Here is a 15,710-nt window from a genome sequence, read left to right on the forward strand (position 1 = left end):
CGGCGCGTCAGGCCCGGCGCTCCCACTGGTCCCCGGCGTACCTCTCGCGATGGGCGAAGGCGGCACGCAGGTCCGGTTCGCCGATCGCGTGCACGCCCCGCACGGCGACCGAGGTGAGGAACGTACGGTCGTCCGCCGTGCCGTCGGCCTGCCGGACGAGGGCACCGATCAGCCGCTGCCCGGCCGGGGAGGCCCAGCGTGAGTACGGGTGGACCTCCAGCCGCGTGAGGGCGAGGCAGCCCAGGGTCAGGGCGAGCGGCAGCGCGAACCAGAGGGCGATCAGCGGGCGCGGTTCCGTGGCGGGCAGCGGCAGCGCCAGGGCGACCAGGCCGAGCGCGCACACGCTCACCGCGGCGGCCCGCACCCGCCGCACCCCGGCCGCCACGCCACCGGCGCCGCCGTCGGGTACGGCGAGGCCCGCGCCGACCAGCCGGTCGGCCAGCCCCCGCACCGCCTCCGCGGTGGCCGCGGTGGCCCGCACCGGCGCTATCCGGGACTGCCCCCCGGGGCCTATCGCCCCTATGACCGACCGCTCCATGTCGTCCCGCCCGCGCGGGTCGACGACGGTCGCCCAGCCGGTGTGCGCGAGCAGCAGCCGACGCTGGCGTGCCATGGAGACCAGTGTCAGGTCGGCCACCCGGCGCGGGCCCCCGGACAGGAACGCCGCCTCGTACAGCGTCAGCGCGTGCTCCCGGGCGGCGGCGGGCGCGACGACGGCCGCCGCGCGCACGGCGGCCAGGCACAGCCGCAGGCAGGCGAGGCCCGCGACGACCCAGGCCGACAGGAGGAAGAGGACCCAGAACATGCCGTATGTCTATGCCAAAGGGTTTCGCCGGCGCCATGCCCTGTTCACATTCCGGGACACGGTGTTGCGGGTGTGTGACGTTCCGTTTGGTCCCGTTCCGTGCTGCCCCCCGTGGGTGTCTCCGCGTCAGCGGCCCAGCAGGACGCGCCGGGTGGCGCGGGCCAGCCGGACCCCGGGACGCGCCGACCGCGGCACCGGCCCCGACCGCTCCAGCCACCACTCGCGCACCGCCCGCCGCACCCCCGGGGCCGCGCCCCCGGGCGCCGTCCGCAGCAGGTGCTCGGCGAAGTCGAGGGCGTCGCGCCGGTATCCGCCGGTCATCGGGCGCCCCTCGGCGTAGGCGAGGAAGGCCGGCCGGTAGTCGGCGCCCAGGAGGACCGGCAGTTCGGGGGCGACCTTCGCGACCACGTCCGCGCGCTTCCCGGCGAGCGCCCGCGCCTGCACCCCCAGCCGTACCCCGTCGAACCCCTCGGGGACGGGCGCTCCCGCGACCAGCGCCGCCAGCAGCGCGGCCTGCGCCAGCCCGACCCGCTGCCGTACGGCGTCGTCGGCACCGGCACCGGCACCGGCACCGGCACCGGCACCGGCACCGGCACTGGCACCGGAACCGGCACCGGCGCGCGAGGCGGGCGGTGCCGCCCGGTCGCCGGTGGCGGCCGGGCCCGCCGCCCGCCCCTTCGCGACGGCCGTGCGGATCGCCGCCACCTCGCCCTCCAGCTCGTGCCCTGCGGGGAAGTTGTCGTCGCGTTCCAGCAGGACACCCGGCGGTGCCACGCGCGAGGCGAGGTCGGTCAGGATGTCGAGGACCGGCCGCGGGACGGGATGGGCGTGGCTGTCGTGCCAGACGCCGTCCCGCTCGAAGCCGCCCGCGACATGAACGTAGGCGAGGGCCTCCAGGGGCAGTTCGGCGAGCGCCTCGGCGGGGTCCTCGCCGCGGTTGACGTGATTGGTGTGCAGGTTCGCCACGTCGATCAGCAGCCGCACCCCCGTACGGTCGGCCAGCTCGTACAGGAACTGTCCCTCCGTCATCTCCTCGCCCGGCCAGGAGACGAGCGCGGCGATGTTCTCCACGGCGAGCGGCACCGGCAGCGCGTCCTGCGCGATGCGCACATTCTCGCAGAGCACGTCGAGGGCGTCGCGGGTGCGCGGCACGGGCAGCAGGTGTCCCGCCTCCAGCGGCGGCGAGGCGGTCAGCGCCCCGCCCGCCCGGACGAACGCGATGTGCTCGGTGACCAGCGGCGACCCCAGGACCTCCGCCCGCTCGGCCAGCGCCGCCAGCCGCCCCGCGTCCGGCCGCCGGGCGTCGCCGAGCCCGAGCGAGACGCCGTGCGGCACGACGGTCACCCCGCGCTCGCGCAGCCGCAGCAGCGAGTCGGGCAGATGCCCGGGACAGAGGTTCTCGGACACGGCCTCGACCCAGTCGATGCCGGGCATCGACTCGACGACGTCCGCGATCTCCGGCCGCCATCCGACACCGGTGCCCAGTCGCGCGATGGATCGCATGATCGCGTCCCCCTTTCCTGCGCACATGCTCGGGGTATCGCCCACCCGGTCCGGTGCCAACCCCGGGGAGGGCCGGTTCAGAGGAACATCTGAGGTTCGCGCCGCCCAGTAGGCTCCGGCCATGGCGACGCACGAGCGCGAGATCACCGGACCCGTCGACCTCTGCCTGCCCGACGGCCGGCTCGACCCGGCGGCCGTCGGCTGGTCCCGGGTGCCGCTGCACCGGGCGAACCTGCGGGGCTGGGGTCGCACCAAGCGCTGGGAGTACTGGTGCGTGACCACGCCCACCCACCTGGTGGCCCTGACCGTCAGCGACCTCGACTACCTCGCCCTGAACACGGTGTACCTGCTGGAGTACGCGGCGGCGGGCCGCGAGTTCGAGCGCGCCGCGATCGTCCCGGCCGGCCGCGGCGTCCGCCTCCCGGACACCGTCGCCGGCACCCCGGGCGCCGGGGACGTCGTCGTGGGCCCCGAGCGGCCGACCCGGGGCAAGGTGCGCGTGGAGATCCGCGACGAGCACGGCGGTACGCGCCTGAGGGCCCGCTGCCTCGATCCGGACCGGCTGCCCGTCGAGGTCGACCTGCTGGTCGCGCGGCCCGAGGGCCACGAGTCGCTCTCGGTCGTGGTGCCGTGGAGCGAGCGGCGCTTCCAGTACACGTCCAAGCACACCGCCCTCCCCGCCGCCGGCCGCGTGCGGATCGGCACCGAGGTCCTCGGCTTCGGCGGGGACGACGGCGAGGCCTGGGCGGTGCTGGACCACGGGCGGGGCCGCTGGCCGCGCACGGTCGACTGGAACTGGGGCGCCGCGTCCGGCCGCACGGACGGGCACACGGTGGGACTCCAGTTCGGGGGGCGCTGGACCGCGGGCACCGGGGCGACCGAGAACGGCCTCTGCGTGGACGGCCGCCTCACCAAGATCGGCGAGGAGCTGGACTGGCGCCGGTCGCCCTCCGGCCCGCAGGCCCCCTGGACGATCCGTACGCCGTCGTCCGACCAGGTCGACCTGACCTTCACGCCGTTCCACAACCGCTCCGCGCACACCAACGCCGGCCTCGTCGTCAACCGCACCGACCAGCGCTTCGGCCACTACGACGGCCGGATCCGCACCGACGACGGCACGCGCATCGCCGTGAACGGGCTCCTGGGCTGGGCCGAGGACGTCCACATGCGCTGGTGACCGTCACTCAATACGGGCGAGCGCGGGGTGGTCCGCCACCACCGTGCAGGAGCCCGGCGCGATCTCCGTGAACCCGGCGTCGCGCACCACGGGCAGGCCGCCGGTGGTGAGGCCGTCCCAGCGGGCGGGGTCCGCGGTGCGCACCGACAGCGGGAACCCCGCGTCGCGCCACGCCGCCCGCTCGGCTCCCGACAGCTCCCACCAGGCGAGCTGCGCACCGTGGCCCGCCTGGGCCATCGCCTTGCCCGCCGACATGTCCAGGCCGGGGTTCAGCCACAGCACCGGCGCCGACGGGTCCGCGTCGAGCGGGGGTTCGGGGTCGGCGAGGTCGGTGCCGGAGACCTGGAGGCGGGCCAGGTCCTTCGGCCAGCCGTCCAGCGGGACCGGCGGGAAGACCCGCACCTCGGCGGTCCTGCCGGTGACCGTGACGCCGGGCAGCGCCCCGGCCCGCCGCCACTCGGCGCCGCGCGCCCGCCGCACGACCTTGCGGATCCGCGCGTCCTGCCAGTCCCGCATCGCCCGCGCCCACTCGCCGTCCCCGGCCGACCGCTCGTCGGCGAGCATCACCAGCACCGCCCGGGCCGCGGTCTCCAGCGCGTCGGTACGGGGCGGGGGCGCCGCCCGCTCGATGCGTACGACCAGCGGCAGGACGAACTGCGGCGCGAGGTCGCGGTCGCCGGGCTCGGGACGGAAGGGGCTGTCGGGGGCGGAGACGGGGGCGGGGACGGGCGTCGTCGGATCGTTGCTCACGCCCTACAGTCTGCCAACCCGGCGCCGGGCCCCGCTCGCCGCCGCCGCGACCGACCGCGCTCGGCCCGCGCAGGTCAGCCCGAGCAGGCCGTGCGCTGGGCCTCCTGCCACTCGCAGACCGGGCAGAGGGTGATGCCCTTGTACGACTCCGGGTACTCCGTCGGCTCCCGGCACAGGACGCAGTCGGCGTACGGCGGTCCGGCGGCCCCGGGAGGCCGGACCGCGTCGATCAGGCAGTAGTCGTCCGAACCCCGGTCGTCGTCGCTCATGCCTCCAGGGTAGGCCCGTCAGCGGTGCGTGTTCGCGGCGCCGATCAGCTCGGAGACCTTCACGAAGCGGTACCCCTGGCGGCGCAGCTCGGGCACCACCGCCCGCACCACCTCCTCGGTCACCGGGGCGGCGCTGCGCGTGCAGTGCATGACGACGACCGAACCGGGCCGCACCCCGTCGAGGACCTGCCGGGTCACCGCGTCGGCGTCCGTGGCGAACGCGTCCCCGCTCACCACGTCCCACTGCACGGCGGTGACGCCGGTGGCGGCCAGTTCCTTGAGCGCCGCCTTGTCGTAACAGCCGCCGGGGAAGCGGAAGTACGGCATCGGGTTCGCCACCCCGGCCTTCTCGAACGCCGTGTACGCGCGCTCCAGGTCCGACCGCATCCGGTCCTCGGAGACGGTGGGCAGGCCGTAGCAGTCGTCGGTGTAGGCGTAGTGGCTGTAGGAGTGGTTGGCGATCTCGAAGCGCGGGTCGCGGCCGATGGAACGGGCCTCGTCCGGATACTCCTCGGCCCAGCGGCCGGTCATGAACACCGTGGCGGGCACCTTCAGCTTCCGCAGGGTCGCGATCAGCCGGGGGTTGTCGAAGTGTTCGCCCGCCGCCGCCCGCGGCCCCTGGTCGGCGGTCATGTCGGCGTCGAAGGTGAGGGCGACCAGCTTGCCGTCCGGTGCCCCGGCCTTGTCGCGGTCTGTGCGGGGGCCGTGTTCGAAGACGGGGGTGAGGCCCCCCGGGCCGGGGGCGAGCGTGGGCGTCCGGGAGGGGGACGGGGCGGCGGGGGCCGAGGGCGCGGGGCGGGGGGCCTGACGCCCTGCCTCGGTGGTTCCGCAGCCGGCCAGTGCGGCGCCCAGGACACAGAGCGCGGTCGCGCGTCGTAGTCGTCGGAGAGTGATCACCGCACGAACATAGGAGTGAGATGTTCGGTTTGTATGACTATCAGGGGTGACGTGCCGCCCCCGTCACCCGCCCGGCCCACGTACCGGTGTCAGATGTCCCGCTGCTCCAGCGGCTTCGTCGCCGGGCCCTCGACGACCTTGCCGTCCGTGTCGAAGCGGGAGCCGTGGCAGGGGCACTCCCAGGCGCGTTCGGCCGCGTTGAAGTCGACGAGGCAGCCCAGGTGGGTGCAGCGCGGGGAGACCGCGTGCAGCGCGCCCTCCTCGTCCCGGTAGACCGCGACCCGGTCGCCGCCCGCCCGGACCACCGCGCCCTCGCCCGGCGGCAGCGCCTCCACCGGAGGGGCGGACCGCAGCCGGTCGCCGACGAAGTGCCGGGCCACCTCGGCCTGCGTCCTGAGCAGCGCCGGCGCCTCCCGCACCGCCGTGCGCAGCCGCCGCGGGTCGTACAGTCCGCTCCACGCGCACTCCTCGCCGCTGATCTGCGCGGTGAGCAGCCGGCCCGCCATCATGCCGCCGCTCAGACCCCAGCCGCCGAAGCCGGTGGCGACGTACGCGTGACGGGCACCCTGGTGCAGCGGGCCGACCATCGGCACGGTGTCGGTGGGGTCGATGTCCTGCGTGGCCCAGGCGTGGGTGCGGTCGGCACCGGGGAAGTGCTCGTCCGCCCAGGCGGCCAGGGTCTCGAAGCGCTCCCGGGTGTCGCCCGTGCCCGGCGTGAAGTGCTCGCCGGTGACGATCAGCAGCCGGCGGCCCGGGTCGGTCAGGGGCGCCGTGCGCACCGAGCGGGTGTTCTCCTCCGGCGTGATGTACATGCCGTCGACGTCGCGGTCGGCGTCGACGGTCCCAGCGACGACCAGTTCGCGGCGCGGGGAGAGGCGGGCGAAGAGCAGGGCGCGGTCGAAGACCGGGTAGTGCGTGGCGACCACGACGTCCCGGGCGGTGACCGTCGCCCCGGCCTCCGTCCTCACCCGGCAGGGCTCGCCCTCGTCCAGGCCCTGGACGGTGGTGTCCTCGAAGATCCGCCCGCCGCGCGCCTCCAGATCCGCGGCGAGGGCCAGCAGGTACTTGACGGGGTGGAACTGGGCCTGGCCGGTCACCTTCACGGCCCCCGCCACCGGGAACGGCAGCCCGGTCTCCGTCACGAACGACGCGGGCAGCCCCGCCTCCTTCGCCGCGGCCGCCTCGGCGCGCAGCTCCTCCACGCGGCCCGGGTCCCGGACGTAGGTGTACGCGTCGCGCGTCTCCCAGTCGCAGTCGATGCCCAGCTCGGCGACGATCCCGGCGGCACGCTCGATCGCCTCGGACTGCGAGCGGGCGTACAGCCGGGCGCCCTCCGGGCCCCGGGTGCGGCGCAGCTTGTCGTAGACCAGGGTGTGCTGCGCGGTCAGCTTGGCGCTGGTGTACCCGGTGACGCCGGCGGCGACCCGCCCGGCCTCCAGGACCGCGACACCGCGCCCGGCCCGCGCCAGCTCCCAGGCGGTGCTGAGCCCCGCGACCCCTGCACCGATCACGGCGACATCGACGTCGAGGTCCTCCGCGAGCGCGGGACGGGGCGCACCGCCCGGTGCCGTCTGAAGCCAGTACGAGCCGTTGACCTGCACGTTCTGAGTCATGCGGCCCGAGTACCCCGGGGCCGCCGCTTCAGTGGCCGGACCGTGCGCCCCGTGGACGCCGCCGTGCCGCCGCCGCTACCTGCGCCAGGGACCCGTCACCGCGAAGGTGGTGCCGGGCGTGTAGCAGTTGACGTACATCGTGTCGCCGTCGGGGGAGAAGGTGACGCCGGCGAACTCACCCCACTCGGGCTCCTCCTCGGTGCCGATGTTCTGGGCGCCGCGGGCCATGGCGTACACCTCGCCGCGCCGGGTGACGCCGAAGACGTGCTGGGCGCCGTTGCCGTCCTCGCAGACCATGAGGCCGCCGCTGGGGGCGAGGCAGATGTTGTCCGGGGACTCGCCCGGCAGCTGGACGTCGGTGTCCGGGCCGAAGACGATCACCAGGGTGAGCCGGCGCCGCTCGGGGTCGTAGCGCCAGATCTGCCCGTAGTGGTCGGCGGCCGATCCCTCGTCGCTGTGGGCGAAGGACGACACGAAGTACACGCTCCGTCCGCCCCAGTAGCAGCCCTCCAGCTTCTGCGCGTGGGTGATGCCGCCCCGGCCGAAGTCCTGGAAGCGGATCGGTGTCCCGTCGGCCAGCGGGTCGGGGACGTCCACCCACTCGATACGGTCGAAGGTGGCGCCCGTCTCCTGGATCGAGGACAGGTCGGGCACCCCGGGCACGCGCATCGCCTGGAGCCTGCCGCCCGCCCGCAACGAGCCCCGGCCGCCCAGCGGCTTCTCGGGCAGGAACCGGTAGAAGAGGCCGAACGGCCGCTCGAAGGCGTCCTCCGTCTCGTAGACGACGCCCCGCCGCGGGTCCACGGCGATCGCCTCGTGCTGGAAGCGGCCCATGGCGGTCAGCGGCACCGCGCCCGTGCGGTGCGGTTCGACCGGGTCGACCTCGAAGATGAAGCCGTGGTCCTTGGTGTAGCCGTTGGTACCGGCCCGGTCCTCGGTCTCCTCGCAGGTCAGCCACGTGTGCCAGGGCGTGGGCCCGCCCGCGCAGTTGACGGCCGTACCGGCGACGGCGACCCGCTCGGACAGGACGTGGTTGCGGGAGTCCAGCTCCAGCGCCGTACAGCCGCCCTTGCCCTCCGGGTCGTACGTCAGGCCCTTGACCGTCGGGACCGGGACCCGGCCGTCGGCGCGGTTCTCGTGGTTGCGGACGAGGTGGGTGCGGCCGTGTCTGCCCGGGAAGGCCGACATGCCGTCGTGGTTGGAGGGCACCCTGCCCTCGCCGGAGCGCAGGTCGTCGCCCTCGCGGGACAGCACCCGGTAGTGGAAGCCCCGGGGCAGGTCGAGCAGGCCGTCGGGGTCGGGGACGAGGGCGCCGTAGCCGGTGTGGCCCAGGGACTGGGCGGCGGCGGTACCGGCGAAGAGTTCCGAGAGGGCGCCGGTGAAGGCGATGCCTGCGCCCAGGGCTCCGGTACGGGCGAGCACCTCGCGTCGGGTTGCGGACATGGGGAAACCTTCCTGCTGGCGGACAGGACTGTGACCCCGCTGTGTCTATCACCTGCCAGGAGTCCCGGGAACCACGCGTGTCGCTCGTGTCACGCCTCGGCCGGGTGGCCGGGGGAGCCGCCCGGCACCTCCCCGCGGGGGCGCGCGGGGAAGTGCCGGACGGGGTCGGTGCGCTACACCGCCGCCTTCTCCGGTTCCGTGACCTTCACCGGGTCGGTGCCGGCGGCGCTGTGCCGCTCGGCCCAGTTCTCCAGGGCCGTGCGGCAGGCGTGGTCCAGGTGGTGCAGCCCCGACAGGTCCAGCTCGACGGGGCGGTCCTGCGGCAGCGCCTCCAGGCTCTCCAGCATCTTCGGCAGCCGCAGGAAGGTCGCGTTGCCGGTCAGGTGGGCCTGGACGGGCCCGGCGCCCTTGTCGACGACCTCCAGCCTCAGGTGCGAGGCCTCCCAGGCCGTCTTGACCACGGACAGGGCCAGACCGATCAGCACGCCCTCGAACATGTTCACCGCGACGATCGAGACGGCCGTGACCACCAGGATCAGCGCCTCGCCCCGGTGCCCGCGCCACAGCGACACGAGCCCGCGGAACGGGATCAGCTTCCAGCCCGCGTGGACCAGGATGCCCGCCAGCGCGGGCAGCGGGATCAGGGCCAGCGCGGACGGCAGCAGCGCCGCGAACAGCAGCAGCCACACGCCGTGCAGCACCCGGGACGCCTTGGTCCGCGCGCCCGCGCCGACATTGGCGGAGCTGCGCACGATGACCGCGGTCATCGGCAGCGCGCCGAGCACCCCGCACACCGTGTTGCCCGCGCCCTGCGCCATCAGCTCCTTGTCGTACTGGGTGCGCGGCCCGTCGTGCAGCCGGTCCACCGCGGCGGCGCTGAACAGGCTCTCCGCCGAGGCGATCAGGGTGAAGGCGACGATCGTGCCGAGGAAGCCCGCGTTCGCCAGCTCGCCGAACGCGTCGGCGCCGGGCGGCTGGAGGGAGTCCAGCAGACCGTTGACCTCGACCGTGGCGACCGGCAGACCCAGCGCCGCGGTGACCGCCGTGGCCGACGCGACCGCGGCCAGCGCGCCGGGCAGCGTCCGGGCCCGCTCCGGCAGCCGCTTCCACAGCACCAGCACGGCGACGGTGCCCGCGCCGAGGGCGAGCGAGACGAGCGCCTCGGTGCTGCCCAGCGCGTCGGCGGCGGCCCCGGGCAGGCCGGTGAGCTTGTCGATGCCGGAGGCGGGCGCCTCCAGACCGGCGGCCGAGTAGAGCTGACCGGCGATGAGCACCAGGCCGATGCCGGCCAGCATGCCCTCGACGACGGAGAGGGAGATCGCCCGGAACCAGCGCCCCAGCTTCAGGGCGCCCATCACGAGCTGGACGATGCCCGCGGCGAGCACGATCACACCGAGCGCGGGCAGTCCGTACTGGTCGACCGCGCCGAAGACCAGCACGGTCAGACCGGCGGCCGGACCGGAGACCTGGAGGCTGCTGCCCGGCAGGAACCCGGTGACCAGGCCGCCCACGATGCCGGTGACCAGGCCGAGTTCGGCGGGGACGCCGGAGGCGACGGCCACGCCCACGCACAGCGGGAGCGCGACCAGGAACACGACGAGCGAGGCGGTGAGGTCATGGCGCCAGTGCGGGAACCTCCGGCCCCGGTCGGATATGGAGGCCATGCCGGCGCTCACAGGGTTTCGAACGTGTCGGTGTCCGCGCGGTACTGGCGCACGAGGCCGGTGTGGACCTCGTAGTACCAGCCGTGCGTCCGCAGCCGGCCCTCCGCCAGCCGCCGTTCGACGCAGGGGTAGGAGCGCAGGCGCAGCAGCTGCGCCAGTACGTGGTGGCGTACGGCGTCGGCGACCGCGGGGTCGGCGGGGTCGCACGGTCCCGGCTCGTCGGCCGCGTGCGCCAGCCAGTCGCGCACGGCGGGCACGGCGGTGAGGTCGTCGCCGCGCACCAGCGCGCCGACGGCGCCGCAGTGCGAGTGACCGCAGACCACGATGTCGGTGACGCCGAGGACCTGGACGGCGTACTCGACGGTGGCCGCCTCGCCGGAGGGGTGCTCGGCGTCGTGCGGCGGGACGATGTTGCCGGCGGTGCGCAGCTCGAAGAGCTGGCCGGGCCGGGCGCCCGTGATCAGGGCCGGTACGACCCGGGAGTCGGAGCAGGTGACGAACAGGACTTCGGGCGACTGGCCCTCGGCGTGCCCGGCGAACTCCTCAGGGCGCCGGCCGAACGTACGGGCGTGGTCGATGAGGGGTTGCATGATGCTGGTTTCCTCCTGGCGCGCGGTGGGGGCGCGTCGGACGGGTGGGACAGAGGTACAGAGGTGGGGGATGTGCCGGCCGCCCGTCAGCAGCGGAAGACCTGAAGTGCCGCCGGGGAGTGGTCCGTCGGCGGTCTGGACCGGTGACCGGGCTCCGTGCCGGACGCCGCGGGCGCCTCCGCGGCCGACGTGTTCCGGTGCGGGAGCGGGCGTTCGGCCGGCTCGGGCCGGGGTGCGGAGGCGGTGCGGTGCCGGTCGCGAAGGCGCGCGGGACCGTGGGCGTTCCCGGACCTGCCCGAGTCGTGGCACGCGACGCGCTCCTCGTGCGACGCCGGGCCCGAGAGGACGACTCCGGGCTGGGCGTTGGCCACGACATCACGGCTCGTATGCGCGAATGCGAAGGATGCCGACGGAGCGAAGAACTGGAGGGCCACCAGGACGGCGGCGAGAAGCGGAACCCGCGTCCGCGCGGCGGTGCGCGGGATCATGTGGCCCCCCTCCAGGCGGTTCACGCCTCAACTGTCTGTCGGTGCAGGGTCGGTGCGCCGACATGGCATGCCCAACGCATGGTCAACGAAAGGTCAATGCGCGGTCAAGAAACACGTTAACCCTGCAAAGAGCTTTGCAGGGTTAACGCAGCGTTACGGGCGGAAGTGCGCCTGAAAATCGCGGGTGGGTTGGCGGGAACGGGCCGTTTTGGACTCAGGCGGTCTCGACGAGTCGCGCCGCGTCCCGGGCCAGCGCGGTGAGCCGGGAGATCGCCCGGAAGTACTTCTTGCGGTACCCGCCCTTCAGCATCTCCTCGCTGAAGAGCCGGTCGAAGGGCAGCCCGGAGGCCAGGACGGGCACCTCGCGGTCGTAGAGCCGGTCCGCGAGCACCACGAGCCGCAGCGCCGTCGACTGGTCCGGCACCGGACGCACCCCGGTGAGGCACACGGCCGCGAGGTCGTCGGTCAGGGCGCCGTAGCGGCTCGGGTGGACGCGGGCGAGGTGGTCGAGGAGGGCGGCGAAGTCGTCCAGGGAGGCACCCTCGGTGGCCTGCGCCGCGCGGGTCACCTGCGCGTCGGAGTACGGCGCCGGGGCCTTCGGCAGACCGCGGTGGCGGTAGTCCTCGCCGTCGATGCGCAGGGCGCGGAAGTGCGCGGACAGGCCCTGGATCTCGCGCAGGAAGTCCACCGCCGCGAAGCGGCCCTCGCCCAGCTTGCCGGGCAGCGTGTTGGAGGTCGCGGCGAGCGCGACGCCCGCCTCCACGAGCCGGGCGAGCAGGCTGGAGACGAGGACGGTGTCGCCCGGGTCGTCGAGCTCGAACTCGTCGATGCACAGGAGGCGGTGCCCGGAGAGGGTCCGCACGGTCTGCTGGAAGCCGAGGGCGCCGACGAGGTTGGTCAGCTCCACGAAGGTGCCGAAGGCCTTGCGGGAGGGGTCGGCGGGGGTGGCGTGCCACAGGGAGGCCAGCAGGTGGGTCTTGCCGACGCCGTAGCCGCCGTCGAGGTACACGCCGCGGGGTCCGGCCGGGGTCTTCGGCGTCCTGCCGCGGCCGAACCCGAGGAAGCCGCGCCTGCCGCCCGCCGTGCCGGGAGCCTCGCCCAGTCCGGCCGCGAAGCCCTCCAGCACCCGTACGGCCTCGCTCTGGCTGGGCTGGCCCGGGTCCGGGATGTACGTACCGAAGCGGACCGAGTCGAAGCGCGGCGGGGGCACCATCTCGGCGACCAGGCGGTCCGCCGGGACGTGGGGCTCGCGGGCGCACAGCGAGAGCGCGGCCGGAGCCGTCCCGGATATCGGGGCGGGACCGGAGGCGGAGGAGGAGGACGACACGATCGTCAATGGTAGAGCCTCTCCCGGGGGCCTCGCCGTCCCGGCGCCGGAGGGGGCGGTGACCACCCCGGACCGGGCCGGTGACCGGCGTGGTGTGCGCGGCCCGCACGCGTGGAACACTGCACCGCATGCGACGCCTGTACCCCGTGCCCCCCGCCACTCCTGTGACCGATCGGACCGCCGGCCCGGGCGGCCGCGACGGCACGGGCGCGACGGGCGGAGCAGGCGCGACAGACGTGACGGGCATGACAGACGTGACGGGCACGACAGACGTGACGGGCGCGACAGGCGTGACCGGCGCGACAGACGTGACGGGCGCGACAGGCGTGACGGGTACGACAGGCGGGGCGGACGGGACCGACCGGGAGTGGAGCCTGGCCGAGCTGGCCGCCGCCTACGCCTATCCCGAGCCGGACGGGCGGCGGGAGACGTGGCTGCGGGCCAACATGGTCTCCACCCTCGACGGCGCCGCCCAGCACGACGGCCGCTCCCAGCCCATCTCCAGCGCGGCCGACATGCGGATCTTCGGCACCCTGCGCGCCCTCGCGGACGTGGTGATCGCCGGCGCCGAGACCGTGCGGCAGGAGGGGTACCGCCCGGCCCGGGCGCGGGCGGACTTCGCGGACGCGCGGCGGGCTGCGGGCCAGGGCCCCGTGCCCGCGGTCGCGGTGGTCAGCGCCAGCCTCGAGCTGGACTTCTCCCTGCCGCTGTTCACCTCCCCCCTCGTGCCCACCCTGCTCCTGACCGGGGCCGCCGCGGCCCCGGACCGGATCGCGGCCGCCGAGAAGGCCGGCGCCCGGGTGGTGATCGCCGGTGACGGGGTGGGCGTGGACCCCGCCCGCGCCCTGCGGGCGCTCGCCGCGCTCGGCCACACCCGGCTGCTGACCGAGGGTGGTCCGCGGCTGCTGGGGCAGTTCGTCGCCGCCGGGGTGCTCGACGAGCTGTGCCTGACCGTCTCGCCGATGCTGACCGCCGGGGACGCGCAGCGGATCGCGGGCGGACCGGCGGTCGAGGTGCCGCGCCGGTTCGCACTGGCGTCCCTGCTGGAGGAGGAAGGTTTCCTCTTCGGCCGGTACCGGCGTGCGGAGGACCGTCCGGGAATCGATGGAATCTCCCGTTCCGTTTAGTCCGCGCCGGGCACACTGATTCCGGCAGTACCTGTGCGATCACGGGGCAGGATGGTTTCCGCAGGGTCCGGTACGGCCTACGGAGGGTGGGCCCACGGGTCCTCGTAAGGAGAAGGGGCGCCTGGTGTTCACAAGCGTTTTGATGATCGAGAAGGCCCTGACGTCCGCCGACGTGGAGTTCGTCACCACTTTGCACGGGGACGAGGAGGTCGCCTTCCACGTGCTGCTCCAGCCGCGCGGCGATCAGGCCGACCGGCTGCTGCGGGCCATCGACGACGTCGCGCTCGGCGAGCTCGACGACGCCGTACGGGAGGGGGAGACCCCGGAGGGGCAGGACGCGCAGAGCGTCGGGGAGCGGGCCCTGGAGGTGTCCCTCACCGCCCTGCGCGCGTCCGGTGCCCAGGCCGAGGGGCGGCTGATCGAGGACCACCCGCTGGACGAGCTGAAGGCCCTGGCCATGGAGATCGGCGCCGACGAGGTGATCGTCCTGACCGACCCCCACTACGTGGAGGAGTTCTTCCACCGGGACTGGGCCTCCCGGGCCCGGCACAAGGTCGGCGTACCGGTCCTGAAACTCTTCTCCCACAGCAAGGCATAGGCTGGTGCCGCGCCCCCGCCGAGGGGGCGCGTCCACCAACAGACCCCTGGGAGAACAGCGCATGGCACCCGGCCTTCCTACCGCCATGGACCGACCGCACTTCATCGGCATCGGCGGCGCCGGGATGTCGGGCATCGCCAAGATCCTCGCCCAGCGCGGTGCCGCCGTGGCGGGCAGCGACGCCAAGGAGTCCGCGACCGCCCAGGCACTGCGCGCCCTGGGCGCCACCGTGCACATCGGGCACGCGGCGGACCACCTCGCCGACGACGCGAGCTGTGTGGTCGTCTCCTCGGCCATCCGCGAGGACAACCCGGAGCTGGTCCGCGCCGCCGAACGGGGCATCCCGGTCGTGCACCGCTCCGACGCCCTGGCCGCCCTGATGAACGGCCTGCGTCCGATCGCGGTGGCCGGCACGCACGGCAAGACCACCACCACCTCGATGCTGGCGGTCTCCCTGTCCGAGCTGGGCCTGAACCCGTCGTACGCGATCGGCGGCGACCTCGACGCGCCGGGCTCCAACGCCCTCCACGGCGACGGGGAGATCTTCGTCGCCGAGGCGGACGAAAGCGACCGCAGCTTCCACACGTACGCCCCCGAGGTCGCCATCGTCCTCAACGTCGAGCTGGACCACCACGCCAACTACGCGTCGATGGACGAGATCTACGAGTCCTTCGAGACCTTCGCCGACAAGATCGTGCCCGGCGGAACCCTGGTGATCGCCGCCGACCACGAGGGGGCCCGGGAGCTGACCCGGCGGCTGGCCGGCCGGGTGCGGACGGTGACGTACGGGGAGTCCGAGGACGCCGACGTGCGCATCCTGTCCGTCGTCCCGCAGGGCCTCAGGAGCGAGGTCACCGTCGTCATGGACGGGGCCGAGCTGACCTTCGCCGTCTCCGTCCCCGGCCGCCACTACGCCCACAACGCCGTCGCCGCCCTCGCCGCGGGCGCCGCCCTCGGTGTCCCCGCCGCCGAGCTGGCCCCCGCGCTGGCCGCGTACACCGGCGTCAAGCGGCGCCTCCAGCTCAAGGGCGAGGCGGCCGGCGTCCAGGTCGTCGACTCCTACGCGCACCACCCCACCGAGATGACCGCCGACCTGGAGGCCATGCGCGCCGCCGTCGGCGACGCCCGCATCCTGGTCCTCTTCCAGCCGCACCTCTTCTCCCGCACCCAGGAGCTGGGCAAGGAGATGGGCCAGGCGCTGAACCTCGCGGACGCCTCGGCCGTCCTCGACATCTACCCGGCCCGCGAGGACCCGATCCCGGGCATCACCAGCGACCTGATCGTCGAGGCGGCCCGGGCGGCCGGCGCCGACGTCACGCCGGTCCACGACAAGCAGGAGGCTCCCGCGGTGGTCGCGGGAATGGCGAAGGCCGGTGATCTCGTTCTCACCATGGGCGCGGGCGACGTCACCGACCTCGGACCGCGCATCCTGGACGAGCTGTCGAGCAAGGCGAAGTAA

Annotated in this window: 15 protein-coding genes; 4 read left to right on the forward strand and 11 right to left on the reverse strand. The window is 74.4% G+C overall.

The window, feature by feature from the left end:
• Positions 1-7: 7 nt before the first annotated feature.
• Both BJ961_RS10075 and BJ961_RS10080 read right to left on the reverse strand, forming a co-directional pair.
• Positions 8-805: a TIGR04222 domain-containing membrane protein gene (locus BJ961_RS10075; protein WP_271320979.1), complete on the reverse strand. Its 798-nt coding sequence runs from the start codon at positions 803-805 to the stop codon at positions 8-10.
• A 126-nt stretch (positions 806-931) separates the two neighbouring features.
• Positions 932-2,299: a DUF692 domain-containing protein gene (locus tag BJ961_RS10080; RefSeq protein ID WP_271417009.1), complete on the reverse strand. Its 1,368-nt coding sequence runs from the start codon at positions 2,297-2,299 to the stop codon at positions 932-934.
• 130 nt (positions 2,300-2,429) lie between these two features.
• Here BJ961_RS10080 and BJ961_RS10085 point away from each other — a divergent pair, with 130 nt between their 5' ends.
• A complete protein-coding gene (locus tag BJ961_RS10085) occupies positions 2,430-3,485 on the forward strand; it encodes a DUF2804 domain-containing protein (RefSeq protein ID WP_271320980.1) in 1,056 nt (351 codons plus the stop codon).
• Positions 3,486-3,488: 3 nt separating this feature from the next.
• On the opposite strand, the gene BJ961_RS10090 is transcribed toward BJ961_RS10085, so the two are convergent.
• From BJ961_RS10090 to zapE, 9 genes are all read right to left on the reverse strand, one after another.
• Positions 3,489-4,235: a peptidyl-tRNA hydrolase gene (locus tag BJ961_RS10090; protein ID WP_271320981.1), complete on the reverse strand. Its 747-nt coding sequence runs from the start codon at positions 4,233-4,235 to the stop codon at positions 3,489-3,491.
• Positions 4,236-4,309: 74 nt separating this feature from the next.
• On the reverse strand, positions 4,310-4,504 hold the full coding sequence (locus tag BJ961_RS10095; protein ID WP_271320982.1) for a hypothetical protein: 195 nt from the start codon (positions 4,502-4,504) through the stop codon (positions 4,310-4,312).
• Between the two features lie 18 nt (positions 4,505-4,522).
• The gene (locus BJ961_RS10100) at positions 4,523-5,401 is read right to left on the reverse strand and encodes a polysaccharide deacetylase family protein (RefSeq protein ID WP_271320983.1); all 879 of its coding nucleotides are present in this window, start codon (positions 5,399-5,401) and stop codon (positions 4,523-4,525) included.
• A gap of 89 nt (positions 5,402-5,490) precedes the next feature.
• Positions 5,491-7,014: an FAD-dependent oxidoreductase gene (locus BJ961_RS10105; RefSeq protein ID WP_271320984.1), complete on the reverse strand. Its 1,524-nt coding sequence runs from the start codon at positions 7,012-7,014 to the stop codon at positions 5,491-5,493.
• 75 nt (positions 7,015-7,089) lie between these two features.
• On the reverse strand, positions 7,090-8,457 hold the full coding sequence (locus BJ961_RS10110; protein ID WP_271320985.1) for a PhoX family protein: 1,368 nt from the start codon (positions 8,455-8,457) through the stop codon (positions 7,090-7,092).
• A gap of 173 nt (positions 8,458-8,630) precedes the next feature.
• A complete protein-coding gene (locus tag BJ961_RS10115) occupies positions 8,631-10,121 on the reverse strand; it encodes a SulP family inorganic anion transporter (protein ID WP_271320986.1) in 1,491 nt (496 codons plus the stop codon).
• A gap of 8 nt (positions 10,122-10,129) precedes the next feature.
• A complete protein-coding gene (locus BJ961_RS10120; protein WP_271320987.1) occupies positions 10,130-10,711 on the reverse strand; it encodes a carbonic anhydrase in 582 nt (193 codons plus the stop codon).
• 86 nt (positions 10,712-10,797) lie between these two features.
• Positions 10,798-11,223, reverse strand: a complete 426-nt coding sequence (locus BJ961_RS10125) for a hypothetical protein (protein WP_271320988.1) — start codon at positions 11,221-11,223, stop codon at positions 10,798-10,800.
• A gap of 190 nt (positions 11,224-11,413) precedes the next feature.
• Positions 11,414-12,526 carry a cell division protein ZapE gene (gene zapE, locus BJ961_RS10130; protein ID WP_271320989.1) on the reverse strand — a complete coding sequence of 371 codons (1,113 nt, stop codon included), beginning with the start codon at positions 12,524-12,526 and terminating at the stop codon, positions 11,414-11,416.
• Between the two features lie 245 nt (positions 12,527-12,771).
• On the opposite strand from zapE, the gene BJ961_RS10135 reads away from it, so the two are divergent.
• From BJ961_RS10135 to murC, 3 genes are all read left to right on the forward strand, one after another.
• Positions 12,772-13,653, forward strand: coding sequence for a pyrimidine reductase family protein (locus BJ961_RS10135; RefSeq protein ID WP_271320990.1), 882 nt, complete (start codon positions 12,772-12,774; stop codon positions 13,651-13,653).
• Between the two features lie 124 nt (positions 13,654-13,777).
• The gene (locus tag BJ961_RS10140) at positions 13,778-14,251 is read left to right on the forward strand and encodes an indole-3-glycerol phosphate synthase (protein WP_271320991.1); all 474 of its coding nucleotides are present in this window, start codon (positions 13,778-13,780) and stop codon (positions 14,249-14,251) included.
• 61 nt (positions 14,252-14,312) lie between these two features.
• Positions 14,313-15,710, forward strand: coding sequence for a UDP-N-acetylmuramate--L-alanine ligase (gene murC, locus BJ961_RS10145; protein WP_271320992.1), 1,398 nt, complete (start codon positions 14,313-14,315; stop codon positions 15,708-15,710).

The sequence above is a fragment of the Streptomyces lienomycini genome (assembly GCF_027947595.1).
Classification (GTDB): Bacteria; Actinomycetota; Actinomycetes; order Streptomycetales; family Streptomycetaceae; genus Streptomyces; species Streptomyces lienomycini.